Below are 23,318 nucleotides of genomic sequence, written 5' to 3'. Positions count from 1 at the left end.
CGGGCCTCAGCCCTGCTGGAAGAGCTCCGCCGGGAGCGGCTTCAGCAGGGCGTACAGGTCGTCGGTGATGGGCCGGTCCCAGGCGGCGATGGTCACGAGGACGCCGTCGCTGCGGTCGAACTGCACGCAGGAGATCCGGCTCTCGGAGAGCTTCAGCCGGCGCACGATGAGGAGGTTGTCGCCCTGGAGCACCGGGGTGTCCTCGGTGCCGACGACGGTGACCTCCTCGTCGTTCTCCAGCGCCAGCAGCAGCTGGCCCACCTCGAAGGGGATCTCCTCCCCGGCCACCTCGCGGGCCGGGGAGCCCTGCGGCAGATTGCCGATGATCATCGCGGGGCCGCGGCCGCCGAAGAGGTCGTAGCGCAGGAAGACACCCTGACAAGTGCCGTCGGGCGCGGGCAGCAGACCCGCACCGAGGTTGCCCGGCCAGTCGCCCGGGTCCATGGCCAGCACGTCGAAGTCGGGCCCGGCGGGATTGGCGCTGCGGCGGCGGAGGAACGACATGCCGCCATGGTACGTGCCCCGGCAGGGCTGAGTGACCTGCGGGCACCCGGTGGTGGGGCGGGCGGAGGCAGGCCCCGGCGGGGTGGGGAAGGGGGTGCGGGGCCGTCGGTGGAGGGGGCCCGACGGGGGCGGCCGATCACACGGGACCCGCTGACGTGCCGGACCGCCTCCGGCGACACGGGACCGGACCGGGGGCGAACCGCGCGGCACCCGCTCCCGGTCGCGCGGCTCCCCGGTGACCAGCGGCAGTCCGGTCCGCGCCGCGATCACCGTGCCCACGCCCGGGGCCGGCCCGGACGGCGGCACCAGCGGACCGTCCGCCGGCCGGGCCCGCACCCCGGTGACGGACGCCCCGGAGAACCGGTCGGGCAGCTCGCCGAGCCGGTCCCGGGGTTCCCCGGCGTCGCGCTGTCCCGGCCGAGCGCCCGGCGCACCCCGTCCGTGAAGCCCACCGAACGCCCGAGGCCGGTGTCGGTCCGTGCGGGGAACGGCGACTCCGGCACCCCGGACCGCTCGGCGACGACCGGCGGCCGGCGGGCAGCGGCGTCACCCCGCCGCGGCCCGCCCGGATCGTCCGGGTCGCGGCGGCCGCGGCCCCCGGCGGATCTCCCCCGGCACCGGCATCCGCCTCCCCTCACCCGTCCGCCCGCACGCCCCCCTCGCCCGGCGCCGGCGCGAGCACCGCGACCGGGGCGGCCGCGTGCAGCAGGACGGCCTGGGTCACGGAGCCCATCATCCGGGCCGGGGCGAGCAGGCGTCGGCGGTGACGGCCGACGACGACGAGTTCGGCGTCGCGGGAGGCGGCCACCAGGTTGCCCGCCGCGTCGCCCGGCAGGACCTCCGAGTCGGCGCGGACGCTCGGGTGGCGCTCGCGGTGCGGGGCGAGGAAGCCCTCGGCGAGCGCCCGGGTCTCGTTCGCGATGGCCTCCTCGTCGGGCATGGGCGGCACCAGCTGGCCCGGCGCCGACCAGGTCTGAAGGGGCCACGGATAGGCGGCGACCGCCTGGACCCGGGCGCCGCGCAGGGCCGCCTCGGTGAAGGCGAAGGCGAGCGTGGCCTCGTCGGGGCTGTCCACGTTCAGTCCGACCACCACCCGGGGTCCGGGCTCGGCCGGGCCCTCGCCGTGCACCTCGCGGCCGGGCGGGGGTACGACGACCACCGGGCACTCGGCGTCCCGCGCGGCGGCCAGGCTGGTGGAGCCGAGCAGCAGGCTGGCGAAGCCGCCGCGGCCCCGGGAGCCGAGCACCATCAGCTGGGCGTCGGCGCCGAGTTCGGGCAGCACCGCGCTGGGCGCGCCCTCCAGCGCGATGTACTCCACGGTCTCGGGCGCGTGGTCCGCGAGCCGGGCGCGCACCTCGTCGAGGACGGGGTCGCCCTCCTCCTCGGGCGGCCCGGCCACCAGGACGTCGGTCTGACCCCAGGCGGCGTACTGGCGGACGTGCACCGCCCGCAGCGGTGCCGCACGGCGACGGGCGGCGTCCGCCGCCCACTCCAGCGCGCGCAGACTGTCCTCGGAACCGTCCACCGCGGCGATCACCGGCGCAGCGCTCATGCTTCCTCACCTCCGGAACACGACCTTCTCGCTTGCTGGGGCCAGCCTCCATCAGGCATCGGCCCCGGCGGGGCGCTGTGGGTCACGTGTCCGGAAAACGGCGCGCAACACCCCCGGTTCAGATCAGGCCGGGTGCGGACCGTCCTCAGGTGAGGTCGAACTCCCCCTCCCGCGCGCCGGAGACGAATGCGCCCCACTCCGCGGGGGTGAAGATCAGGGAGGGGCTCTCCGGCCGCTCGCTGTTGCGCATCGCGATGAAGCCCTCGACGAAGGCGATCTGGACATCGCCCCTGCCTCGGCTGCTGGACCGCCACTCGGCCTCGCTGAGGTCCAGATCCGGCTTGTCCCAGCCCTTGAGCGGCTTGTGCTGGGTGGTGCTCTCGGCCACGTCCGTGCTCCTCCCGGTGTCGTCGTCCGCGGGTCAGCCTAGCGACCGCTCCCGGTGCCCAACAGCCCACGTGGGGAGGAGGTTCAGCGCTCCGGTGGCTCGGCGCCGACCAGCCACATGGCGAAGAACTGCGATCCGCCGCCGTACGCGTGCCCGAGTGCCTTCCTGGCCCCCGGCACCTGGTGTTCCCCGGCCTGGCCGCGCACCTGGAGGGCGGCCTCGGCGAAGCGGAGCATGCCGGAGGCGCCGATGGGGTTCGTGGACAGCACTCCGCCCGACATGTTGACGGGGAGGTCGCCGTCGAGCGCGGTCACCCCGGCCTCGGTGAGCTTCCAGCCCTCGCCCTCCTCGGCGAAGCCCAGGTTCTCCAGCCACATGGGCTCGTACCAGGAGAACGGCACGTACATCTCGACGGCGTCGATGTCCCGGCGCGGGTCGGTGATCCCGGCCTGCCGGTAGACGTCGGCGGCGCAGTCCCGGCCGGCCCGCGGGGAGACGAAGTCCTTGCCCGCGAACAGCGTGGGCTCGCTGCGCATGGCGCCGCCGAGCAGCCAGGCGGGTGGCCGGGGCGCGCGGGCGGCTCCGGCGCGGCCGGTGAGGACCATGGCGCAGGCGCCGTCGGAGGAGGGGCAGGTCTCGGAGTAGCGGACGGGGTCCCAGAGCATGGGCGCGGCCATCACCTTCTCCAGGGTGATGTCGTGTTCGTGCAGGTGGGCGTAGGGGTTCTTGAGGGCGTTGCGCCGGTCCTTGTGGGCGACCAGCGCACCGACGGTGTCCGGGGCGCCGCTGCGCCGCATGTAGGCGCGCACGTGCGGGGCGAAGAATCCGCCGGCCCCGGCGAGCAGGGGCTGCTGGAAGGGGATGGGCAGGGACAGTCCCCACATGGCGTTGGACTCGGACTGCTTCTCGAAGGCGACGGTGAGGACGGTGCCGTGCAGCCGGGCGGCCACGAGGTTCGCGGCGACCAGGGCGGTGGAGCCGCCGACCGAGCCCGCGGTGTGCACCCGCAGCACGGGTTTGCCCGCGGCGCCGAGCGCGTCGGCGAGATACAGCTCCGGCATCATCACGCCCTCGAAGAAGTCGGGCGCCTTGCCGATGACCACGGCTTCGATGTCGGCCCAGCCCAGCTCGGCGTCGTCCAGGGCGCGTTGGGCCGCCTCCCGGACGAGCCCGGCGAGCGAGACGTCGCGGCGGGCGGCCGCGTGCTTGCTCTGGCCGATGCCGACGACGGCCACGGGCTCCTTGCTCATCGTGGATCCCCTTCGAGTACGGCGACCAGGTTCTGCTGGAGGCAGGGGCCGGAGGTGGCGTGCGCGAGGGCGCGGTCGGAGGCACCGCGGTGGACGCGGGCGGCGGCCTCGCCGATGCGGATGAGTCCGGCGGCCATGACGGGGTTGGCGGCGAGGGCCCCGCCGGAGGGGTTGACGCACACCTCGTCACCGAGGCGCAGCGCCTTGCGCAGGACCACCTCCTGGGAGCTGAAGGGAGCGTGCAACTCGGCGGTGTCCACGGGCCGTTCGAAGGCGCCGGCCCGCTCGGCGGCGAGCCGCGCGGAGGGCGAGTCGGTCAGGTCGCGGGCGCCGAGGGAGTGGGGCTCGATGCGGTGGTCCAGGCCCCGGATCCAGGCGGGCCGCGCGCACAGCTCCCGGGCCCGGTCGCCGGCGGCGAGGATCACCGCGGCGGCGCCGTCGCCGATGGGCGGGCAGTCGCCGGTGCGCAGGGGTCGTACGAGGTGGTCGCCGCGCGGCACCGGGCCGGCCAGCTGGGCGTGCGGGTTGGCGGTGGCGTCGGCGCGGCTGCGGGCGCCGATGGCGGCGAGGGCGTGTTCGTCGGTGTCCCCGGCGTCGAGCAGGGCCTGCGCCTGGAGCGCGGCGAGGGCCACGGAGTCGGGCCACAGCGGGGCGAGGTAGTAGGGGTCGAGCTGGCGGGTGAGCACGTCGCGCAGCGGGCCGGGCGAGGACTTGCCGTACGCGTAGACGAGGGCGGTGTCGGCCTCCCCGGTGAGCAGTCTGGACCAGGCCTCGTACAGGGCGAAGGCGCCGTCCATCTCCACGTGGGACTCGGAGACCGGCGGCCAGGCGCCCACCCCGTCGAGGGTCATGGTGAAGGAGAAGGCGCGCCCGGCGAGGTAGTCGCTGGAGCCGGAGCAGGTGAAGTCGATGTCGGCGGTTCTCAGGCCGGTTCGCGCGAGGACCTCGTGCAGGACCGGCATCAGCATCTCGACCTCGGACAGTTCGTCCGTGGTGCGCCGGTGGTCGCTCTGCGCGAAGGCGACGACCGCGATCTGCCGGGTCACAGCAGCTCCTTGTAGGTGTCGTAGTCGGCGTCGGGTTCGCCGGTGGGCCGGTAGTGGTCGGGGTGCCGGGCGCCGTCGGTCCACACCGGTTCCACGCGCAGGCCCATGCGCACGTGGTCGTAGGGGATGCCGCCGATCCGGGCGTGCAGGGCGAGGTCGGCGCCGTCGAGGGCGATGTGCGCGTAGACGTAGGGCACTTCGATGTCGAGGTTGCGTGCCTTGATGTTGACGACGCAGAAGGTGGTGACGGTGCCGCGCGGGCCCACCTCGACGTGTTCGCCGGTGGCGACGCCGCAGGTGGGGCAGGCGCCGCGGGGCGGGACGTAGACCTTGCGACAGGAGGGGCAGCGTTCGCCGACGATCTTGCGCCGGGCCAGGGATTCGAGGTGGTCGGACTGTGCGCGGCCGGGCGTGTAGGTGTAGTCGAGCCGGGCGGGGGCGACGATGCCGGTGACCGGGTTCTCGAACTCTCCGGTGTGCGCCGCGGGTTGCTCCGGGGGGCCGTCGTACGGCTCGAAGCAGGCGATGTCGGTGATGGCGCCGGTGCGCTCGGCCGCCCAGCGGACGCGTACCCGCATGCCGGTGCGGACGTCGTCGGGGCCGGGGGCGTCGAGGGCGTGCAGCAGGGCGGTGTCGGCGCCGTCGAGGCGGACGAGGACCCAGGCGAAGGGGCGGGCGAGGGGCTGGCCGGTTCGGGGGGCGTGGTTCCAGGCCCAGGTGGTGACCGTGCCGGTCGCGGCGACGGGTACCAGGTCGTGGAGTTCCGCGGCGGTGTCGGGGTCGTACTCGGCGGGCGGCACGAGGACCCGTCCGGCGGTGGTGCGCGCCCCGAGGACGACGCCTTCGCGCAGGCCGGTGAAGAAGGCGCGCTGGACGGGACCGAGGGAGCGGGTGAAGGGGAATTCGACGACGAGTGGCGCTTTGAGGACGTCGGGCATCGGGGCTCCTCGGGTCGGGCGCGTCGGTCGAGGACATGGGGCGTCGGGGCTCCGCCGGTCAGGCGCGCCGGTAGTCGGGGGGCCGTTTCTCCGCGAAGGCGCGGGCGCCCTCCCTGGCGTCGGCGGTGGCGAAGATCGGCCGGCCGCGGGCGAGTTCGGCGGCGAGGCCCTCGGTCTCGGTCATCTCGGCGCTCTCGTACACGGACGCCTTCACGGCCTCGACGGCGAGCGGGCCGCACGCGTTGATCCGCTCGGCGATCTCCAGCGCTTCGCCGAGGGCGGTGCCGTCGGGCACGACATGCCCGATCAGGCCGATGTCCGCGGCCTCCCGGGCGCTGTAGGGGCGGCCGGTGAGCAGCATCTCCAGGGCGTGGGTGCGCGGGATCTGGCGTTGCAGGCGGACGGTGGAGCCGCCGATCGGGAAGAGTCCGCGCCGTACCTCGAACAGGCCGAAGGTGGCGGACTCGCCCGCGACCCGGATGTCGGTGCCCTGGAGGATCTCGGTGCCGCCCGCGACGCAGTGGCCCTCGACGGCGGCGATCACCGGTTTGCGGGGGCGGTGGTGGCGCAGCATCGCCTTCCAGTGCAGGTCGGGGTCGTCCTTCAGCCGGTCGTGGTGCGCCTGGCCCCGCATGCCGTCGCCGGCCAGCGCCTTCAGGTCCATGCCGGAGCAGAAGGAGCCGCCGGAACCGGTGAGCACGATGGAGCGGACGGTGTCGTCCGCGTCGGCCTCCAGCCAGCCGTCGTAGAGGCCGACGAGCATCGGCAGCGACAGCGCGTTCCTGGCTTCGGGCCGGTCGAGCGTGAGCACCAGGGTGGCGCCCTCGCGCCGCACGGTGAGGTGTTCCGTCCCGCCCATGGGCCTCTCCCCTCGGTTCGGTGAGAACGAGAACAGGTTGCAGGAGACGGCCGGGCACTTCAAGGCTTTTCTGACGAGCAGTCAGTTTCTTTTGCTCCTGGGCCTTCCCAGTTCCGGCGGGCTTTGCTCTGCTGATGGCCGGACGGACCGACGGGGTCAGGAGGAGCGGTGGAGTACAACCTTGCCGACCTGTTCGAGTCGGTGGTCGACGCGGTGCCGGACCGCGAGGCGCTCGTGTATCTCGACCATCCCGGCACGGGGGCGGAACGCCGGCTGACGTACGCCGGGCTGGACGCGGCGGCCAACCGGCTCGCGCATCACCTCGCCGACAGCGGGATCCGCCCCGGGGAGCATCTGGGCCTGCATCTGTACAACGGCGTCGAGTACGTACAGACGGTGCTGGCCTGCCTGAAGGCGCGGATCGTTCCGGTGAACGTCAACTACCGCTATGTGGAAGAGGAGTTGGTGTACCTCTACCGGGACGCGGATCTGGTGGCGCTGGTCTACGACGCGGAGTTCGAGGACCGGGTGGCCGCGGCGGCGCCGCGCGCGCCGGGGCTGCGGCGGCTGCTGCGGGTGGGACCGGGTCCGGCGGGGATCGGCGGGGCGGCGGACTTCGCGCGCGCCGAGGCGTCCGGTTCGCCGCGGCGCGGCTTCGAAGGCCGGTCGGGCGACGACCAGTTCATCATCTACACCGGTGGCACGACCGGTATGCCGAAGGGTGTGATGTGGCGTCAGGAGGACCTGTTCTTCGCGGGCCTGGGCGGCGGGGCGCCGACGGGTGAGCCGGTGAAGGCGCCCGAGGAGCTGGCCGAGCGGGTCGCCGCGGGCGGCGCCGGCATCACTTTCTTCCCCACTCCCCCGCTCATGCACGGCACCTCGACGCTCACCGCCTTCATCGGCTTCAACTTCGGGCAACGCGTCGTGCTGCACCGCAGGTTCGCGCCCGAGGAGGTGCTGCGCACGGTCGAGCGGGAGAAGGTCACCAGCATGTCCGTGGTCGGCGACGCGATGCTGCGCCCGCTGATCGACGCGCTGAACGGACCCATGAAGGGCACCGACTGCTCGGCCCTGTTCAGCGTCTCCTCCTCCGGCGCGATCATGTCGGAGACGGTGCGCCGGCAGTTCGCCGCGCTCGTGCCGAACGCGGTGCTGCTGAACAACTTCGGTTCCTCCGAGTCCGGTTTCAACGGCACGGCGACGGAGGACTCCGGGCCCGAGCGCGGCTTCCGGCTGCGGGTCAACTCCCGTACCCGGGTGGTCGATCCGGTGACCCGTGAGCCGGTCGCCCCGGGCGGGACCGGGCGTGTCGCGCAGTGCGGTCATGTCCCGCTCGGCTACTACAACGACCCGCGGAAGACCGCCGAGACCTTCTTCGAGCGGGACGGGCTGCGCTGGGTGCTGCTCGGCGACATGGCCACCGTCGGCACGGACGGCGTCCTCACCGTGCTCGGCCGGGGCTCCCAGTGCATCAACACCGGCGGCGAGAAGGTCTACCCCGAGGAGGTCGAGCAAGCCCTCAAGGCGCATCCGGACGTGTACGACGCCCTGGTCGCCGGGGTGCCGGACGCCACCTGGGGCAACCACGTGGCGGCCGTGGTGCAGCTCCGCACGGGCGCGCCCCGCCTCTCCCTGTCCGATCTGCGGAGCCACTGCCGCACCCGGCTGGCCGGATACAAGATCCCCCGCCAGCTCGTCCTCGCCGAGGCGATCCGCCGCTCGCCGAGCGGCAAGGCGGACTACCGCTGGGCGCGGGAGGTGGCTCAGGCGGCGGCCGGGAGCCGGCTCACCGGTCGAGAAACCCGGCGACCCGCCTCCTGAACTCCTCCGGATCGTCCAGCCACGGATAGTGGGCGGCGCCCGGCTGGACACTGACCTCGGCGTTCGGGAAGCAGGCGGCCACCCGGCGGGCGAGGTCCGGGCGGGGCCCACCGTCGAGTGCGCCCGCGTACACGAGGACCGGGGCCGCGAGTTCGGCGAGGGCGGCGCGGGTCGCGGCCGGGGTGAAGGCGCCCTCGGCGAAGTACCGGCCGGCGGCCTCGTCGTCGGTCTGTGCCGGCTCCGCCTCCGCGTGGGCCCGCGCGGTGTCGTCCCAGCGGCCGTGGAAGAAGGGCAGGAACCTGTCGTCGAAGCCCCCCTCGCCCGCGAGCCAGGCACGGAAGGGAGGGTACGCCTCCGGGAACCACGGCTCGTGCGCCCGGGGCCCGGCCGCGGCGAGCCGGTCCTCGGCCGTGGCCCGCAGGCCGAGGGCGGACGGATTCGGGGTGATCAGCAGCAGGCGCCCGATCCGCTGGGGGTGGCGGGCCGCGTAGAGCATGGCCAGGGCCGCACCGGCGGAGTGGGCGAGCAGGTCGAGACGGTCGAGGCCGAGGTGGTCGCGCCAGGCCTCCACGTCCTCGGTCATGCGGTCGCAGCGGTACGTCGCCGGGTCGGCCGGCACCGCCGAGTCGCCGGTGCCCCGCAGGTCCAGCAGGGCCAGGCGGCGGTGCGCGGTCAGCCCGCCGAGGTCCCCCAGATAGGCGGAGGCGCGCATGGGGCCGCCCGGCAGGACGGCGAGGGGTTCGCCCTCGCCCCGCAGGTGGTAGGCGAGCCGGGTGGCGTCGGCCGTGGTGAAGGTCGGCATGGGCATGAGAATCCCGCTCCGGCGCGCCCGGCCGCAAGGCATTTCCGCAGGCGGCACGACAAATCTCCGCAGCCCCCTTGTCCGAAACCCCTCTGGCCTGAATTACTGGCCCCGAACAGTTCGACCGAATGATCGGTCGTCCGGAATGTCATGGTGAGGAGACGTGCCGATGGCGGACGCGCGGGAGCTGCTGGACGCGGGCGAACGGCTCGGCCCCGAGGAACTGCGGGCACTTCAGCTGGAGCGGCTGCGCGCCTCGCTGCGGCACGCCTACGAGCAGGTGCCGTTCTACCGGGAGTCCTTCGACAAGGCGGGGATCCGCCCGGAGGACTGCCGTTCGCTGGAGGATCTCGCCCGGTTCCCCTTCACCACCAAGGCGGACCTGCGGGAGAACTACCCGTTCGGGATGTTCGCGGTGCCCAGGGAGCGCATCCGCCGGCTGCACGCCTCCAGCGGCACCACCGGCCGCCCGACGGTGGTCGGCTACACCGGGAACGACCTGTCCATGTGGGCCGACATGGTCGCCCGCTCCATCCGGGCGGCGGGCGGGCGCCCCGGTGACGTGGTGCACGTGGCCTACGGGTACGGGCTGTTCACCGGCGGGCTCGGTGCCCACTACGGCGCGGAGCGGCTCGGCTGTACGGTCGTCCCCGCGTCCGGTGGCATGACGGCGCGGCAGGTGCAGCTGATCCAGGACCTGGAACCGGCCGTGATCATGGTGACGCCCTCGTACATGCTGACGCTGCTCGACGAGTTCGAGCGGCAGGGCGTGGACCCGCGTACGACCTCGCTGCGGGTGGGGATCTTCGGGGCCGAGCCGTGGACGGAGCAGATGCGGCGGGAGATCGAGGAGCGGTTCGCGATCGACGCCGTCGACATCTACGGGCTGTCGGAGGTGGTCGGGCCCGGAGTGGCGCAGGAGTGCGTGGAGACCAAGGACGGGCTGACCGTGTGGGAGGACCACTTCTATCCGGAGGTGATCGATCCCGTCACCGGTGAGGTGCTGCCGGAGGGTGAGCGGGGCGAGCTGGTGTTCACCTCGCTGACCAAGGAGGCCATGCCGATCGTCCGGTACCGGACCCGGGACCTGACCCGGCTGCTGCCCGGCACCGCGCGGGTGTTCCGGCGGATGGAGAAGGTCTCCGGGCGCAGCGACGATCTGGTGATCCTGCGCGGGGTGAACCTGTTCCCCACCCAGATCGAGGAGATCGTGCTGCGCACGCCGGGGGTGGCCCCGCACTTCCAGCTGCGGCTGACCCGTGAGGGCCGGATGGACTCGCTCACCGTGCGGGCCGAGGCGCGCCCGGGTGCCACGCCCGAGACGCGGGAGGCGGCGGCCCGGTCCATCGTGGCGGCGGTGAAGAACGGCATCGGGGTGTCGGTGGACGTGGAGATCGTGGAGCCGGAGTCGCTGGAGCGCTCGGTCGGCAAGATCCGCCGGATCGTGGACCTGCGGCCGCGCGACACCGGACAGGGGTGAGCGGCGGAACGGACGGACGCCGCCGCCCACGGCCGGCGGACGCCCGGCCTCACCCCTTCGCGAAGCGGTCCCGCAGCTCCCGCTTGAGGATCTTCCCGCTGGCGTTGCGCGGCAGCGCGTCCACGAACAGCACCCGCTTGGGCGCCTTGAAGGAGGGCAGCGCCTCCCGTACGTGCGCGACGAGTTGTTCCTCGGTCACCTCGCCGCGCCGTACGACGACCGCCGTGACGGCCTCGATCCAGCGGGTGTCGGGCAGGCCGACCACGGCGGCCTCGGCGACCGCCTCATGGGTGTAGAGGGCCTCCTCGACCTGCCGTGAAGCGACCAGCACACCACCGGAGTTGATGACGTCCTTCACCCGGTCCACGATGGTGAGGCAGCCCTCGGCGTCCCGGACCGCGAGGTCGCCGGAGCGGAACCATCCGTCGCGGAACGCCTCCGCGGTCTCCGCGGGCTTGTCCCAGTAGCCCTCGCACAGCTGCGGCGAACGGTAGACGATCTCGCCCGTCGTGCCGTCGGGCACCTCCCGGCCCTCCTCGTCCACGACCCTGGCCTCCACGAACAGCACGGGCCGCCCGCAGGAGGCCGGCCGCTCCTCGTGCTCGGCCGGGCCGAGGACCGCGGCGAGGGGGCCGATCTCGCTCTGCCCGAAGCAGTTGTAGAGGGCGAGGTCCGGCAGGCGCTCGCGCAGCCGCTCCAGGACGGGCACGGGCATGACGGAGGCGCCGTAGTACGCCTTGCGGAGCCCGTCGAGGTCGCGGGTGGCGAAGTCGGGCCGGTTCGCCAGCGCGATCCACACGGTGGGCGGCGCGAACACACTGTCCACGCGGCCGGACTCGATCAGGTCGAACAGGAGGTCGCCGTCCGGCGCGTCCAGGACGACGCTGGTGGCGCCGACCGCGAGGTAGGGCAGCAGGAAGACGTGCAGCTGCGCCGAGTGGTAGAGCGGCAGCGCGTGCGCGGGGCGGTCGTCCGCGCGCAGGTCCAGGGCCGTGATCGCGCTCACGTACTCGTGCACCAGGGCCCGGTGGGTCATCATCGCGCCCTTGGGCAGCGCGGTCGTGCCGGAGGTGTAGAGCAGCTGCACCAGGTCCTCGGAGCGCGGCCCCGGTCCGTCGTACGGCCGGGTGTCCGCGAGCCGGGCGAGGAACGAGTCCCCGGTGTCCCGCAGCGGCAGCGACCGCACCCCCTCCGGGAGCCGGTCCAGGAGGCCGGGGTCGGCGAGCACCAGGGCGCTGCCGGACTGCCCGACGAGGTAGGCAAGGTCGTCGCCGGTGAGGTGGTTGTCGACCGGGACGTGGACCAGGCCCGCGCGGGCGCAGCCGAGGAAGGCGATCAGGTAGGCGTCCGAGTTGTGGCCGAAGGCGCCGACCCGGTCGCCGGGGGCGAGCCCTTCGGCGAGCAGCAGCGCGGCCGCGCGGGAGACCGCGTCGTCCAGTTCGCCGTACGTCCAGGCGCGCTCGCCGTACTCCAGCGCGATCCGTGCGGGGGTGCGGCGGGCGCTGCGCCGCAACATCGCGTCGACCGTGCTGCCGCCCTGTCCGGCGGCCGTGCCGCCCTGTCCCTCGCTCATGACCGCAGATCCTGCGGCCGGGGGGCGCGCGGGTCAAGGACCGCGGCAGGACCGGATCGCCACCGGGCGCCCGCCCGCCGGGAGGGCGCCGGGTCAGACCGGCCGGGTGCGCCCCTGCCAGTAGGGGTCGCGCAGCCGCCGCTTGTAGAGCTTGCCGTTGGGGTCGCGGGGCAGTTCGGCGACGAAGTCGACGCTTCGGGGCCGCTTGAACCCGGCGAGCCGGTGGGCGCAGTGGTCGAGGATCGACGCGGCCAGCTCCGGACCCGGCTGGTGCCCGGGGGCCGGTTCCACGACGGCCTTCACCTCCTCGCCCCAGTCGTCGTGCGGGATCCCGAAGGCGGCGGCGTCGGCGACGGCGGGGTGGGCGAGCAGCACCGACTCGATCTCGGCCGGGTAGACGTTGACCCCGCCCGAGATGATCATGTCGATCTTGCGGTCGCGGAGGAAGAGGCAGCCGTCCTCGTCCAGGTAGCCGAGGTCGCCGACGGTGAAGAGGTCGCCGACGCGGTTCCGGCGGGTCTTGTCCTCGTCCTTGTGGTAGGCGAAGCCGCCGGTGTTCATCTTCATGTAGACCGTGCCCAGCCGGCCGGGCGGCAGCCGGTTGCCGTCGTCGTCGAGGACCGCGAGTTCGCTGATCGGCCAGGCCCTGCCGACCGTGCCGGGCTTCTTCAGCCAGTCGTCGGCGGTGGCGAAGGCGCCGCCGCCCTCGCTGGCCGCGTAGTACTCCTCCACGCAGGTCCCCCACCAGTCGATCATGGCCCGTTTGACGTGCTCCGGGCAGGGCGCGGCGCCATGGATGGCGTGCCGCATGCTGGAGACGTCGTAGCGGGCCCTGGTCTCCTCGGGAAGGGCCAGCAGGCGGTGGAACTGGGTCGGGACCATGTGGGTGTGGGTGCACCGGTGGATGTCGATCAGGCGCAGCATCTCCTCGGGGGTCCACTTGTCCATCACCACCAGCCGGTGGCCGATGTGCAGGGACGCGCCCGCGAACTGGAGGACGGCCGTGTGGTAGAGCGGCGAGCAGACCAGGTGCACGTTGCCGTCGTACGGCGTGATGCCGAAGATGCCGAGGAAGCCGCCCAGGTAGGCCTCCTCGGGGGCCTTGCCGGGCAGCGGGCGGCGGATGCCGCGCGGGCGTCCGGTCGTACCGGAGGTGTAGTTCATGACCCAGCCGAGTTCGCGGCCCGTCGGCGCGGAGTCCGGCTGCCCGTCCAGAAGCCGGGTGTACGGCCGGAAGCCCGGGGCGGTCCCGACCGCGTACCGTGCCTCGTCCGGGAGGCCGGCCTCGTCGGCGGCGGCGCGTGCGGCGTCGGCGTGGCGCTCGTGCGCGATGAGCACCTTGGCGCCGGAGTCGGCGACGATCCAGGCGATCTCCGGGCCGACCAGGTGGTGGTTGACCGGGACGAGGTAGAGCCCGGCCTGGGTGGCGGCGAGGTAGGCGGTGAGGAACTCGACGCCGTTGGGGAGTACGACGGCGAAGGCGTCGCCGCGTTCCAGGCCCGCCGCGCGCAGCCCGTGGACCAGCCGGTCGGCGGCGGCGCGGAGCCGGCCGGCGGTCCACTCCTCGCCGTCGGGGGCGATCAGGACGGTGCGGCCGGGGTCCTGGGCGGCCTGGGCCCAGAAGCCGGGGGGAGGCGTCATCGGTGCGCTCATGATGTGCCGCTCCTTCTGGCGATGCGGTTGATGCGGTCCACGGCCCGCTCGAAACCGCGGGTGAGGTCGTCCAGGACGGTCTGGACGTCGCGCTCGCTGGTCATCCGGCCGACGATCTGCCCGACGGGCGTGCCCAGCAGGGGTTCGACCTCGTGCCTCTGGATGCGGGAGACCGCCTCGGCGACCAGCAGGCCCTGGAGCGGCATGGGCAGCGGGCCGGGTCCCGCCGGGTCGTCCCAGGCGTCGGTCCAGGCGGTGCGCAGCTGGCGGGCGGGTTTTCCGGTCAGGGCGCGGGAGCGGACGGTGTCCCCGGACCCGGCGGCGAGCAGTTTGCGGGTCAGGGCGGGCGAGTGCAGTTCGGCCTCGGTGGTGGTCAGCCAGAGGGAGCCCAGCCAGACCCCCTGGGCACCGAGGGCGAGGGCGGCGGCGATCTGCGCTCCGCTGCCGATGCCGCCGGCCGCGAGCACGGGCAGCGGGGCAACGGCCTCCACGACCTCCGGGGTGAGCACCATGGTGGCGATCTCCCCGGTGTGCCCGCCGGCCTCGTAGCCCTGGGCCACCACGATGTCGATGCCCGCGTCCCGGTGCCGCCGGGCGTGCCGGGCGCTGCCCGCGAGCGCGGCGACCGGCACGCCCCGCTCGTGGGCGCGGGCGACCACGTCGGCGGGCGGTGGGCCGAGGGCGTTGGCGAGCAGCCGGATCGGGTAGTCGAAGGCGACGTCCAGCTGGCTCCGGGCGACCTGTTCCATCCAGCCGGTGATCCGCCAGCCGGCCGCCTCGCCCGCGGGCAGTTCGGGGACCCGGTGCGCGGCGAGGGTGTCGCGCACGAACCGCCGGTGCTCCTCGGGGATCATCGCCTCGACGTCGGCCTCGGTGACGCCCTCGACCTTGCGGGCGGGCATGACGACGTCCAGGCCGTAGGGGCGGCCGGCGGTGTGCGCGTCGAGCCAGTCGAGATCGCGTCTGAGGTCGTCGGGGGCGGTGTAGCGGACGGCGCCGAGCACGCCGAAGCCGCCGGCGCGGCTGATGGCCGCGGCGACGGCGGGGAACGGCGTGAAGCCGAAGACGGCGTGCTCGATGCCCAGTTGGTCGCTCAGCTCCGTCTGCATGGGCGCAGGATGCCGCACCGGCCCGCACGACGGAAGACTCTTCTGACGTACTGTCAGTTTCGGTTCGCTAGCGGTCCTGCTCCAGCACCGCCATCGCCGCGTTGTGCCCGGGTACGCCGCTCACCCCTCCCCCGCGCACCGCTCCCGCCCCGCACAACAGGACCCGCGGGTGCGAGGTCTCCACGCCCCAGCGGCCGGTGTCCGGCTGGGAGTGCGGCCAGGACAGGGCGCGGTGGAAGATGTTGCCGCCGGGCAGCCGCAGGTCCCGTTCCAGGTCGAGCGGGGTCTTCGCCTCGATGCAGGGGCGGCCGTCGGCGTCGGTGGCCAGGCAGCCGGCGAGGGGCTCGGCGAGGTGGGCGTCGAGCTGGGCGAGGGTCGCGGCCAGCAGTTCCTCGCGGGCGGCGTCGTTGTCGCGGTCGAAGAGCCGGGCCGGGGTGTGCAGGCCGAAGAGGGTGAGGGTCTGGTAGCCGCGCCCGGCGAGTCCGGGGCCGAGGATGGTGGGATCGGTCAGGGAGTGGCAGTAGATCTCGGAGGGCGGTGCGGCGGGCAGCCGGCCGGCGGCGGCCTGGGCGTGGGCGGTGGCCAACTGGCCGTAGCCCTCGGCGATGTGGAAGGTGCCGGCGAACGCCTCGCGGGGGTCGACGTCGGGGTCGCGGAGCCTCGGCAGCCGGGTGAGCAGCATGTTCACCTTGAGCTGGGCACCCTCGGCGGGTTCCGGGGGCGTGTCCCCGGTGAGGGCGGCCAGCTCCTGCGGCGAGGCGTTGACCAGGACGTGCCGGGCGGCGGCGACGCCCTCGCCGTCGGCGGTGCGGTAGGCGACCTCGGCGCCGTGCTCGTCGCCGGTGACACGGACCGCCTCGTGCCCGGTCACGATCTCCGCGCCCGCCGCACGGGCGGCCGCCGCGAGGGCGTCGGTGAGGGCGCCCATGCCGCCCACGGGCACGTCCCAGGCGCCGGTGCCGCCGCCGATGACGTGGTAGAGGAAGCAGCGGTTCTGGGCCAGCGAGGGGTCGTGGGCGTCGGCGAAGGTGCCGATCAGGGCATCGGTGAGGACCACGCCCCGGACCAGGTCGTCCTCGAAGTACTCCTCGACGGCGGCCCCGATCGGCTCCTCGAACAGGGCCCGCCAGGCACTCTCGTCGTCGATGCGGCGGCGCAGCTCGTCCCGGGTGGGCAGCGGCTCGGTGAGGGTCGGGAAGACGCGTTCGGCGACGCGCCCGGTCATGCCGTAGAAGCGCTGCCAGGCGGCGTACTCGCGCTCGCCGCCGGTCAGCCTGGCGAAGGCGTCCCGGGTGCGCGCCTCGCCGCCGCCGACGAGGAGTCCGGTGGGGCGGCCCGCGCGTTCCACGGGGGTGTACGAGGAGATGGTGCGCGGGCGCAGCCGGAAGTCCAGCCCGAGGTCGGCCACGATCTTCCCCGGCAGCAGGCTGACCAGGTAGGAGTAGCGCGAGAGCCGCGCCTCCACCCCGGCGAACGGCCTGCTGGACACGGCGGCCCCACCGGTGTGGCCGAGCCGCTCCAGCACCAGCACGGAGCGCCCGGCCCGAGCCAGATAGGCGGCGGCGACCAGACCGTTGTGACCTGCTCCGACGATGACGGCGTCGTACGCACGGGTTCCCTGGTTCACGGACATGATCCTTCGTAACACGGGGTGATCCGGCGGGGCCAGGGGGCGGCCGGGGTCATTCCTCGGGATCGGGCCGGCTCAGAGCGCCCGGCACGGTCCGGCCCAGGGACCCCGGGGGACCTTGTGCGGGGCCGGGCACGCGGCTGGGCCCAGGCGGGACACGGCGCGCAGGATGTGCTTCGGGGGTCGCTGCCAGCGCAGGTGGGGCGGGATGCGGCGCAGCACGGTGCCGGTGGCGCGCAGGCGCCGGGTGACGGCGGCGGGGTCGGGGGCGGGTCTGCCGTACAGGTCGTGGGCGTACGGGGGCAGCGCGGCGTAGGCGAGGGCCGCCACCCGCCACCAGAGCAGGTCGCGCGCGGGGACCAGCAGGGGCGGCACCGGCGGGCGCCGGAGGAAGTCGTCGATCTCCCGGGCCTCGGGGCCCGCCGTGAGGTGGGGGCGCATCTCCGCGAAGTACGCGGCCAGCTCGGCACGGCTCGCCGGGACTTGCTCCGGGTCGAGACCCACCAGGCGGGCGCTGACGCGGCGTTCGGCGATGTAGCGGTCGGCCTGGGCGTCGGTGAGCGGGTAGCCGGAGCGGCGCAGCACGCGCAGATATGAGTCGGCCTCCGCGCAGTGCACCCAGAGCAGCAGCCCGGGTTCGCCGACCCCGTACCGCTCGCCGGTCGCGGGGTCGGTGGCGGTGAGCCTCCGGTGGATGCCGCGGACCCGGGCACCGGCACGCTCGGCGGCCCGCGTCGTGCCGTACGTCGTGACGCCGACGAAGTCCGCGGTGCGCCCGAGGCGGCCCCACGCGTCCCGCCGGAAGTCGGAGTTCTGGAGCACGCCGCGCACCGCGCGCGGGAGCAGGGCCTGGAGGTAGAGGGCGCGGACGCCGGCCACCCACATCATGGGGTCGCCGTGCAGCTGCCAGGTCACGGAGCGCGGGGTGTAGAGACCGGGATCGCCCATGCCCGCCAGTATGGCCGCCTCGGCTTGCAAGAATCAGCAGCAAGTTTCATCAAGTTCTTGCAGACGCACTCGGACACCTGTTTAACTCAGGCCCTGTTGATCGCAGTTGACGGCCAGCCGGTGGTGAATCCGGCCGATTCGAGGAGTGTCGTGACGGCGCAGACATCCGCCGCCGAATCCGGGGTCCGCGGCGATGACAACGGGTTCACCCTCCGCGCCCCGGACGGAACCTCGTACCGCGTCGATCTCACCCGCGAGGTGCTCTCCCCCGCCAACCCGCTGCTGGCCGAGTGCTGCGAGGGGCGCCGCGTGGTGGCCTTCACCGGGCCGACCGTCGACCGGCTGTACGGGCGCCGGCTGCGCGCCTACCTGGCGGCGCGGTTCGCCCCCGGCACCTGGAGCGTGCACGTCCTGGCCGGCGGCGAGGACGGCAAGCGCATGGAGACCGTCGAGGAGATCTGCGCGCTGGCCAAGTCGGCCGGCCTGGACCGGGGCGGTGTGATGCTCGCCGTGGGCGGGGGCGTCACCTGCGACCTGGTCGGCTTCGCGGCGGCGATCTACTGCCGCGGCGTGCGCTACGTGAAGGTCAACACCACCCTGGTCGGCCAGGTCGACGTGGGCGTCGGCGTCAAGACCGGTGTCAACGCCCTGGGCACCAAGAACATGCTCGGGGCCTACCATCCGCCGCACGCCTCCCTCAACGACCCGGCGTTCCTGCGGACGTTGGCACCCCGGGACATCCGCTGCGGCCTCGGCGAGACGGCCAAGATGGCGATCATCAAGGACGCCCTGCTGTTCCGGACCCTGGAGGAGTGCCCGCAGGTCTTCCAGCGGCCCTGCGCCGCCCCGGCGGCGCTCGCGGAGGAGGGGCTCGGGCGGCGCGGTGTCGAGGACTACGTGCTGCGCACCTCGATGCGGCTCATGATGGAGGAGCTGTGCCCGAACCTGCGCGAGCACGACCTGGCCCGGCTGGTCGACTTCGGGCACACCTTCGGGCCGGTCATGGAGACGGCCAGCGGGTACCGGATCGCGCACGGCGAGTCCGTCGCCGTCGACATGGCACTCTCCAGTGAACTCGCCCGTGTGCTGGGCCTGCTGGACGCCGGGGACTGCGAGCGGATCGTCGCCCTGATCGGCGCGCTCGGACTGCCCGTGTTCGACGCGGAGACCTGCACACCCGAACTGATGGACCGGGCCCTGAAGGCGTCCTGGGAGCGCCGGGGCCGCCGGCTGCACCTCGTGGTGCCCGACGGGATCGGCTCGGCGGTCTTCGTGGACGACCTGGACGACATCCCCGGCGCCGCGCTCCAGGAGGCGCTGGACGCCCTGGCCGCCCGCGCCGGGGACACCTCGCCCGCCGCGCCGCTCACCGCCGCGTGCTGACCCGGCCCGACGCCGACTCCCCTCACCCGCGACCCTCTTGGAGCCGTACCGCGATGAGTCCTGCCCTGCCGGAGCCGGGGGCCCCGAGGCCCGAACCCGTCCGCACCCGGGTCACCAACCTGTACGAGGGGCTGCTGCGTGACGTGACCGGCGACCACGGCGGCACCGGCACGATCCGCGCCCACCGCGCCTACCCCGGCGCCGGGGCCGGGGCGCCGGTCGCGTTCATCGACCTGGTCGTGCTGCCCCCGGGCACCTCCATCGGTCCGCACCAGCACGCGGACGACGAGGAGACGTACGTGATCCTGTCCGGACGGGGCCGGATGACCCTGGACGGCGAGGAGTTCACCGTGCGCGCCGGTGACGTGGTCCCCAACCGCCCCCACGGTGAGCACGGGCTGGCCAACGACGGCGACGAGGACATCACCCTGCTGGTCTTCGAGGTCGGTCCGCTGGGCGGTGCCGGATGACCGGCCCGCACCAACGGGAGCTGCTGGAGCGGGAGTCGGCGCATCTGGCACCCGGCGCCTCGGAGGAGTCGGCGCTGGGCCGCCGGGTCTTCACGGAGGGCCGCGGCGCCGTCCTCACCGACCTGGACGGCAACCAGTACATCGACCTCGCGGCCGGCGCCCTCACCCAGTCGCTCGGCCACTGCCACCCCGAGGTCGTCGCCGCGCTCACCGAACAGGCCGGCCGGCTGTGGAACGTGCACGACTTCGCCACCGCCGACCGCGCCGCGCTGTGCGAGCTGCTCGCCGCGCTGCTGCCGGAGGAGCTGGACACCTACGCCTTCTTCTCCACCGGAGCGGAGGCGGTGGAGGCCGCGCTGCGGGCCGTGCAGGCCGTCGCCGAACCGGGCCGCAACCGGATCGGGGCACTGCGCCACGGCTTCCACGGCAAGACCCAGGGCGCCAGGATGCTGGTCCACTGGGACATCGGCCACCAGGCGTTCGCGGGCAACAGCGTGCTGGGCTACTCCCCGTACTGCTACCGCTGCCCGCTGGAGCTGGAGTACCCCTCCTGCGGGGTGCGCTGCGCGTCGCTGGTGCGCCGGCACATCACGGAGAAGCCGAACATCTCGGCGCTGGTCTTCGAGCCGGTGCTCGGCGCGGCCGGGGTGATCGTGCCGCCGCCCGGATACTGGGCGCAGATCGCCGACAGCTGCCGGGAGAACGGGGTGCTGCTGGTCGCCGACGAGGTGCTCACCGGCGGCGGCCGCACCGGTACCTTCCTGGCCGGTGAGCGGTTCGGCATCGAACCCGATCTCGTGACCCTCGCCAAGGGACTCGCCTCGGGATTCCCGTTCGCCGCGCTGGCCGGACGGTCCGCGGTGCTGCGGCATCCCGAGACGGGCCGAGCCGGGTCCACCGCGTCGACGTACGCGAACAATCCGCTCGGCATCGCCGCGGCCAAGGCCACGCTGGAGGTCGTACGACGGGACACCCTGCTCGCCCGGGTGACCGAGCTGGGTGCCCTGCTGGAGGAACGGCTGGCCGAACTGCACGCCAGGCACCAGGTGCTGGGCGAGGTGCGCGGGCTCGGGCTCCTGCACGGGCTGGAGTTCGTGCGCGACCGTACGAGCCGCGCGCCCGCCCCGGAGATCGCCCAGGCCGTGTACCGGCACGCGCTGGACCTCGGACTGCGCACCGCGATCGGCGGTCATGTGCTGCGCCTGGCACCGCCGTTCACGATCGACCGCCCGCTCCTCGAAGAGGGCCTGGCGCTGCTCGACCGCGCCCTGGAGCGCGCCACGGAGGACGCCCGGTGATCGTCGCGGAGAACCTGGTCAAGGAGTTCAGGGTCGCCGAGCGGCGGCCCGGTCTGCTGGGCAGCCTCAGCACCCTGTTCAGCCGGGAGCACCGGCTGGTGCGGGCGGTGTCCGGGGTGTCCTTCGAGATCCCGGCCGGGACGAAGGCCGCGTACATCGGCGCGAACGGCGCGGGCAAGTCGACCACGGTGAAGATGCTCACCGGGATCATGACCCCGACCTCGGGCCGCGCCCTGGTCGCGGGCCTGGAGCCGTACCGGGAGCGGCGGCGCAACGCCGCCAACATCGGCGTGGTGTTCGGGCAGCGCAGCCAGCTGTGGTGGGACCTGCCGGTGCCGGACTCGTTCCGCATCCTGCGCCGCGTCCACGAGATCCCGGACGCCGTCTACCGGCGCAACATGGCCCTGTTCCAGGAGCTGCTGGACCTCGACGCGCTGGGCAACACCCCGGTCCGGCAGCTCAGCCTGGGCCAGCGGATGCGGGCCGAGGTCGCGGCGAGCCTGGTGCACGACCCCAAGGTGGTCTTCCTGGACGAGCCGACGGTCGGTCTCGACCTGGTGCTCAAGGAGGCCGTGCGCAGGCTGGTCAACCACGTCAGCGCCGAACTCGGCACCACCGTGCTGCTCACCAGCCACGACATGGGCGACATCACCGCCATCTGCGACCGGGTCCTGGTCGTCAACCACGGCGAGGTCGTGCACCGCGGGACCATGCACGAGCTGCTGCGCACCGCCGACACCAGAGCGGTCGTCTTCGAGCACCACGGCACCGCCGACGAGGCGATCGCCCTGATCGAGAAGGGGCTTGACGGGGCGTCGGCGGCACCGGCCGAGGACGGCCGGGTCAAGGTGGAGTACCCGGTGGCCCGTTGGACCGCCCGCCAGGTGATGGGCTTCCTGCTCGACCACTTCGACGTCACCGACTGCGTCGCCCCCGAACCCGACCTGGAGATGGTGCTGCGGCGCATCTACGCCGGCCGGGCGGCCGCGTGAACGCCCCCGCCCTGCGCCGCTACGCCCCGTTCGCGGCCTCCAGCCTCCAGTCGCTGCTCCAGTACCGCTCCACCTTCCTGATCAATGCCCTGACCGCCACCACCGCCGTCGGCGTCCAGGTCTTCCTGTGGCGCGCGGTGTACGCCGGCCGGCCGGGCGGGCTGCCCGGCGGCTACGACCTGCCGCGCCTGACGACGTACGTGCTGCTCGCCCAGGTGCTCGGCCTGACGCAGGCCAGCAGGGTGGACGAGGAGGTCTCCGGGGAGGTCCAGCGCGGGGACATCGCGGTCTCGCTGCTGCGCCCGGTCAGCTATCCGCTGTCCCGGTTCGCCACCGGGCTGCCGGTCTCGCTCACCAACGCCGCACTGGTCGCCGTACCCGTCGTCGCGCTGTACGCGCTGCTGCTGCCGCTGACCACTCCGACCTGGGGCGGCATGCTGCTCTTCGCGTTCTCCGCCGCCCTGTCCCTGGTCATCGGTTTCGGGGTGAACCTGCTGGTCGGGCTCGCCGGGTTCGTCACCACCAACATCTGGGGCGTGCGCGTCGTCAAGGACAGCGTGGTCGCGTTCTTCGCCGGACAGGTGGTGCCGCTCTCGCTGATGCCGGGGCCGCTCGCGGCCGTGGCCCGGGTGCTGCCGTTCCAGGGCATGGTCGACGGCCCGCTGCGGCTGCTGCTCGGCCGCTACGACGGGGCGGCCGGCGCGGCCGGGATCCTCGCGGTGCAGTTCGGCTGGGCGCTCGCGCTGTGCGCGCTGGCCGCGCTGGCGTGGCGCGGCGCCGTGCGACGGGTGGAGGTGCTGGGCGGATGAGCTCACCGGGGCCCCTCGCGACGGCCGCCCGCTACGCGCGGCTGACCTGGCACCTCAGCGCCGTCAGCGTGCACCGGCTGACCGAGTACCGGATGGACTTCCTGCTCGGCGCGGGCGGTCTGGTGCTGCGGGTGGTGTGCCAGGCCGCCGTGGTCGGCATGGTGTTCCGGCAGACCCCCCGGATCGCCGGCTGGAACTACCACGAGGTGCTGTTCCTGCTCGGTTTCTCGCTGCTGCCGCGCGGCCTGGACCGGATGTTCACGGACCAGCTGTGGGTCATGGCCCGCAAGCTGGTGCGCAACGGCGACTTCTTCCGCTATCTGATCCGCCCGGTGCATCCGCTCTTCGCGCTGCTGTCCGAGCGGTTCCTGTACCCGGACGGCTTCGGCGAGCTGTTCACCGGCGCCGCCCTGACCTGGTACGCGGCCGACCGGCTCGACCTGCGCCTCAGCGCCGTGCAGTGGCTGCTGCTGCCGCTGCTCGTGCTGTGCGGGACGCTGATCCTCGCCTCGGTCAAGACGCTGTTCGCGTCTCTGGCGTTCTGGACGACGAACAGCTTCCCGGCCCTGTACGCGGCCAACCAGCTGGGCGACTTCTCCGGTTACCCGCTCGACCTGTACCACCCCTCCCTGCGGTGGCTGCTGACCTGGCTGCTGCCCTACGCCTTCACCGCCTACGTCCCCGCGACCTGTCTGCTCTTCGGGCGCACCGGGATGCTGCCCTGGCTGTTCGCCGTGACCGCGGCCGCGGTGACGCTCGCCCTGGTCGTCTGGCACCGGGGCGTCGACCGCTACGAGATGACCGGGAGCTGAC

General features: G+C 73.6%; 21 protein-coding genes. 8 read left to right on the top strand and 13 right to left on the bottom strand.

Features of this window, described 5'->3' with window-relative positions; translation table 11 throughout:
• Positions 1–6: 6 nt before the first annotated feature.
• The 7 genes from VT52_RS18170 to VT52_RS18140 all read right to left on the bottom strand — a co-directional run bounded on the left by VT52_RS18170 (position 7) and on the right by VT52_RS18140 (position 6,537).
• The gene (locus VT52_RS18170; RefSeq protein WP_046426219.1) at positions 7–504 is read right to left on the bottom strand and encodes a hypothetical protein; all 498 of its coding nucleotides are present in this window, start codon (positions 502–504) and stop codon (positions 7–9) included.
• 634 nt (positions 505–1,138) lie between these two features.
• Positions 1,139–2,056, bottom strand: a complete 918-nt coding sequence (locus tag VT52_RS18165) for a universal stress protein (protein ID WP_046422435.1) — start codon at positions 2,054–2,056, stop codon at positions 1,139–1,141.
• 145 nt (positions 2,057–2,201) lie between these two features.
• On the bottom strand, positions 2,202–2,444 hold the full coding sequence (locus VT52_RS18160) for a DUF397 domain-containing protein (protein WP_046422437.1): 243 nt from the start codon (positions 2,442–2,444) through the stop codon (positions 2,202–2,204).
• 83 nt (positions 2,445–2,527) lie between these two features.
• Positions 2,528–3,694: a thiolase domain-containing protein gene (locus VT52_RS18155; protein WP_046422438.1), complete on the bottom strand. Its 1,167-nt coding sequence runs from the start codon at positions 3,692–3,694 to the stop codon at positions 2,528–2,530.
• Positions 3,691–4,740, bottom strand: coding sequence for a thiolase domain-containing protein (locus tag VT52_RS18150; RefSeq protein WP_046422440.1), 1,050 nt, complete (start codon positions 4,738–4,740; stop codon positions 3,691–3,693). The genes VT52_RS18155 and VT52_RS18150 overlap by 4 nt, the downstream gene beginning before the upstream one ends.
• On the bottom strand, positions 4,737–5,678 hold the full coding sequence (locus VT52_RS18145; protein WP_046422441.1) for a Zn-ribbon domain-containing OB-fold protein: 942 nt from the start codon (positions 5,676–5,678) through the stop codon (positions 4,737–4,739). The genes VT52_RS18150 and VT52_RS18145 overlap by 4 nt, the downstream gene beginning before the upstream one ends.
• A gap of 58 nt (positions 5,679–5,736) precedes the next feature.
• Entirely contained in the window at positions 5,737–6,537 is an 801-nt protein-coding gene (locus tag VT52_RS18140) for a crotonase/enoyl-CoA hydratase family protein (RefSeq protein WP_046422442.1), read from the bottom strand.
• Positions 6,538–6,705: 168 nt separating this feature from the next.
• Between VT52_RS18140 and VT52_RS18135 the strand changes: the two genes are divergently transcribed.
• Positions 6,706–8,358 (top strand): acyl-CoA synthetase, encoded by a 1,653-nt coding sequence (locus VT52_RS18135; protein WP_046422444.1) that lies wholly within the window; start codon positions 6,706–6,708, stop codon positions 8,356–8,358.
• On the opposite strand, the gene VT52_RS18130 is transcribed toward VT52_RS18135, so the two are convergent.
• Positions 8,324–9,160 carry an alpha/beta fold hydrolase gene (locus tag VT52_RS18130; protein WP_046422543.1) on the bottom strand — a complete coding sequence of 279 codons (837 nt, stop codon included), beginning with the start codon at positions 9,158–9,160 and terminating at the stop codon, positions 8,324–8,326. The genes VT52_RS18135 and VT52_RS18130 overlap by 35 nt on opposite strands.
• A gap of 169 nt (positions 9,161–9,329) precedes the next feature.
• Between VT52_RS18130 and paaK the strand changes: the two genes are divergently transcribed.
• Positions 9,330–10,640 (top strand): phenylacetate--CoA ligase PaaK, encoded by a 1,311-nt coding sequence (paaK, locus tag VT52_RS18125; RefSeq protein WP_046422446.1) that lies wholly within the window; start codon positions 9,330–9,332, stop codon positions 10,638–10,640.
• A gap of 49 nt (positions 10,641–10,689) precedes the next feature.
• Here paaK and VT52_RS18120 read toward each other — a convergent pair whose 3' ends face one another.
• From VT52_RS18120 to VT52_RS18100, 5 genes are all read right to left on the bottom strand, one after another.
• Entirely contained in the window at positions 10,690–12,213 is a 1,524-nt protein-coding gene (locus VT52_RS18120; protein WP_046422448.1) for a fatty acyl-CoA synthetase, read from the bottom strand.
• Positions 12,214–12,306: 93 nt separating this feature from the next.
• The gene (locus tag VT52_RS18115) at positions 12,307–13,866 is read right to left on the bottom strand and encodes an acyl-CoA synthetase (protein WP_420856289.1); all 1,560 of its coding nucleotides are present in this window, start codon (positions 13,864–13,866) and stop codon (positions 12,307–12,309) included.
• Positions 13,863–14,975, bottom strand: coding sequence for a nitronate monooxygenase (locus VT52_RS18110; protein WP_046422451.1), 1,113 nt, complete (start codon positions 14,973–14,975; stop codon positions 13,863–13,865). The genes VT52_RS18115 and VT52_RS18110 overlap by 4 nt, the downstream gene beginning before the upstream one ends.
• Positions 14,976–15,042: 67 nt before the next feature.
• Positions 15,043–16,608 (bottom strand): phytoene desaturase family protein, encoded by a 1,566-nt coding sequence (locus tag VT52_RS18105; protein ID WP_046422453.1) that lies wholly within the window; start codon positions 16,606–16,608, stop codon positions 15,043–15,045.
• Positions 16,609–16,680: 72 nt separating this feature from the next.
• Positions 16,681–17,553 carry an oxygenase MpaB family protein gene (locus VT52_RS18100; protein ID WP_046422545.1) on the bottom strand — a complete coding sequence of 291 codons (873 nt, stop codon included), beginning with the start codon at positions 17,551–17,553 and terminating at the stop codon, positions 16,681–16,683.
• 150 nt (positions 17,554–17,703) lie between these two features.
• Between VT52_RS18100 and VT52_RS18095 the strand changes: the two genes are divergently transcribed.
• The 6 genes from VT52_RS18095 to VT52_RS18070 are packed head-to-tail and all read left to right on the top strand — an operon-like array spanning position 17,704 to position 23,317.
• On the top strand, positions 17,704–18,936 hold the full coding sequence (locus VT52_RS18095; protein ID WP_046422454.1) for a sedoheptulose 7-phosphate cyclase: 1,233 nt from the start codon (positions 17,704–17,706) through the stop codon (positions 18,934–18,936).
• A 53-nt stretch (positions 18,937–18,989) separates the two neighbouring features.
• Positions 18,990–19,406: a cupin domain-containing protein gene (locus tag VT52_RS18090; RefSeq protein WP_046422456.1), complete on the top strand. Its 417-nt coding sequence runs from the start codon at positions 18,990–18,992 to the stop codon at positions 19,404–19,406.
• Positions 19,403–20,704: an aspartate aminotransferase family protein gene (locus VT52_RS18085; protein ID WP_046422457.1), complete on the top strand. Its 1,302-nt coding sequence runs from the start codon at positions 19,403–19,405 to the stop codon at positions 20,702–20,704. Before VT52_RS18090 ends, VT52_RS18085 begins: the two co-directional genes overlap by 4 nt.
• Positions 20,701–21,696 carry an ABC transporter ATP-binding protein gene (locus VT52_RS18080; RefSeq protein ID WP_046422460.1) on the top strand — a complete coding sequence of 332 codons (996 nt, stop codon included), beginning with the start codon at positions 20,701–20,703 and terminating at the stop codon, positions 21,694–21,696. The genes VT52_RS18085 and VT52_RS18080 overlap by 4 nt, the downstream gene beginning before the upstream one ends.
• Positions 21,693–22,505 carry an ABC transporter permease gene (locus VT52_RS18075; protein WP_046422462.1) on the top strand — a complete coding sequence of 271 codons (813 nt, stop codon included), beginning with the start codon at positions 21,693–21,695 and terminating at the stop codon, positions 22,503–22,505. The genes VT52_RS18080 and VT52_RS18075 overlap by 4 nt, the downstream gene beginning before the upstream one ends.
• Positions 22,502–23,317 (top strand): ABC transporter permease, encoded by an 816-nt coding sequence (locus VT52_RS18070; protein ID WP_053055540.1) that lies wholly within the window; start codon positions 22,502–22,504, stop codon positions 23,315–23,317. Before VT52_RS18075 ends, VT52_RS18070 begins: the two co-directional genes overlap by 4 nt.
• The last annotated feature ends 1 nt before the right edge of the window (position 23,318 follow it).

Origin of the sequence: Streptomyces malaysiense, from assembly GCF_000980885.2 — a bacterium.
Taxonomy (GTDB): domain Bacteria; phylum Actinomycetota; class Actinomycetes; order Streptomycetales; family Streptomycetaceae; genus Streptomyces; species Streptomyces malaysiense.
Note: the sequence above shows the minus strand (reverse complement) of the source record. Positions and strands in the feature narration are given on the sequence as shown.

What these genes read in the sequence shown, in the direction of transcription:
- VT52_RS18130 (WP_046422543.1), bottom strand. Translation starts at nt 9,160, where the DNA reads ATGCCGACCTTCACCACGGCCGACGCCACCCGGCTCGCCTACCACCTG.
- VT52_RS18140 (WP_046422442.1), bottom strand. Translation starts at nt 6,537, where the DNA reads ATGGGCGGGACGGAACACCTCACCGTGCGGCGCGAGGGCGCCACCCTG.
- VT52_RS18105 (WP_046422453.1), bottom strand. Translation starts at nt 16,608, where the DNA reads ATGTCCGTGAACCAGGGAACCCGTGCGTACGACGCCGTCATCGTCGGA.
- VT52_RS18145 (WP_046422441.1), bottom strand. Translation starts at nt 5,678, where the DNA reads ATGCCCGACGTCCTCAAAGCGCCACTCGTCGTCGAATTCCCCTTCACC.
- VT52_RS18115 (WP_420856289.1), bottom strand. Translation starts at nt 13,866, where the DNA reads ATGAGCGCACCGATGACGCCTCCCCCCGGCTTCTGGGCCCAGGCCGCC.
- VT52_RS18090 (WP_046422456.1), top strand. Translation starts at nt 18,990, where the DNA reads ATGAGTCCTGCCCTGCCGGAGCCGGGGGCCCCGAGGCCCGAACCCGTC.
- paaK (WP_046422446.1), top strand. Translation starts at nt 9,330, where the DNA reads ATGGCGGACGCGCGGGAGCTGCTGGACGCGGGCGAACGGCTCGGCCCC.
- VT52_RS18085 (WP_046422457.1), top strand. Translation starts at nt 19,403, where the DNA reads ATGACCGGCCCGCACCAACGGGAGCTGCTGGAGCGGGAGTCGGCGCAT.
- VT52_RS18120 (WP_046422448.1), bottom strand. Translation starts at nt 12,213, where the DNA reads ATGAGCGAGGGACAGGGCGGCACGGCCGCCGGACAGGGCGGCAGCACG.
- VT52_RS18110 (WP_046422451.1), bottom strand. Translation starts at nt 14,975, where the DNA reads ATGCAGACGGAGCTGAGCGACCAACTGGGCATCGAGCACGCCGTCTTC.
- VT52_RS18170 (WP_046426219.1), bottom strand. Translation starts at nt 504, where the DNA reads ATGTCGTTCCTCCGCCGCCGCAGCGCCAATCCCGCCGGGCCCGACTTC.
- VT52_RS18155 (WP_046422438.1), bottom strand. Translation starts at nt 3,694, where the DNA reads ATGAGCAAGGAGCCCGTGGCCGTCGTCGGCATCGGCCAGAGCAAGCAC.
- VT52_RS18165 (WP_046422435.1), bottom strand. Translation starts at nt 2,056, where the DNA reads ATGAGCGCTGCGCCGGTGATCGCCGCGGTGGACGGTTCCGAGGACAGT.
- VT52_RS18100 (WP_046422545.1), bottom strand. Translation starts at nt 17,553, where the DNA reads ATGGGCGATCCCGGTCTCTACACCCCGCGCTCCGTGACCTGGCAGCTG.
- VT52_RS18070 (WP_053055540.1), top strand. Translation starts at nt 22,502, where the DNA reads ATGAGCTCACCGGGGCCCCTCGCGACGGCCGCCCGCTACGCGCGGCTG.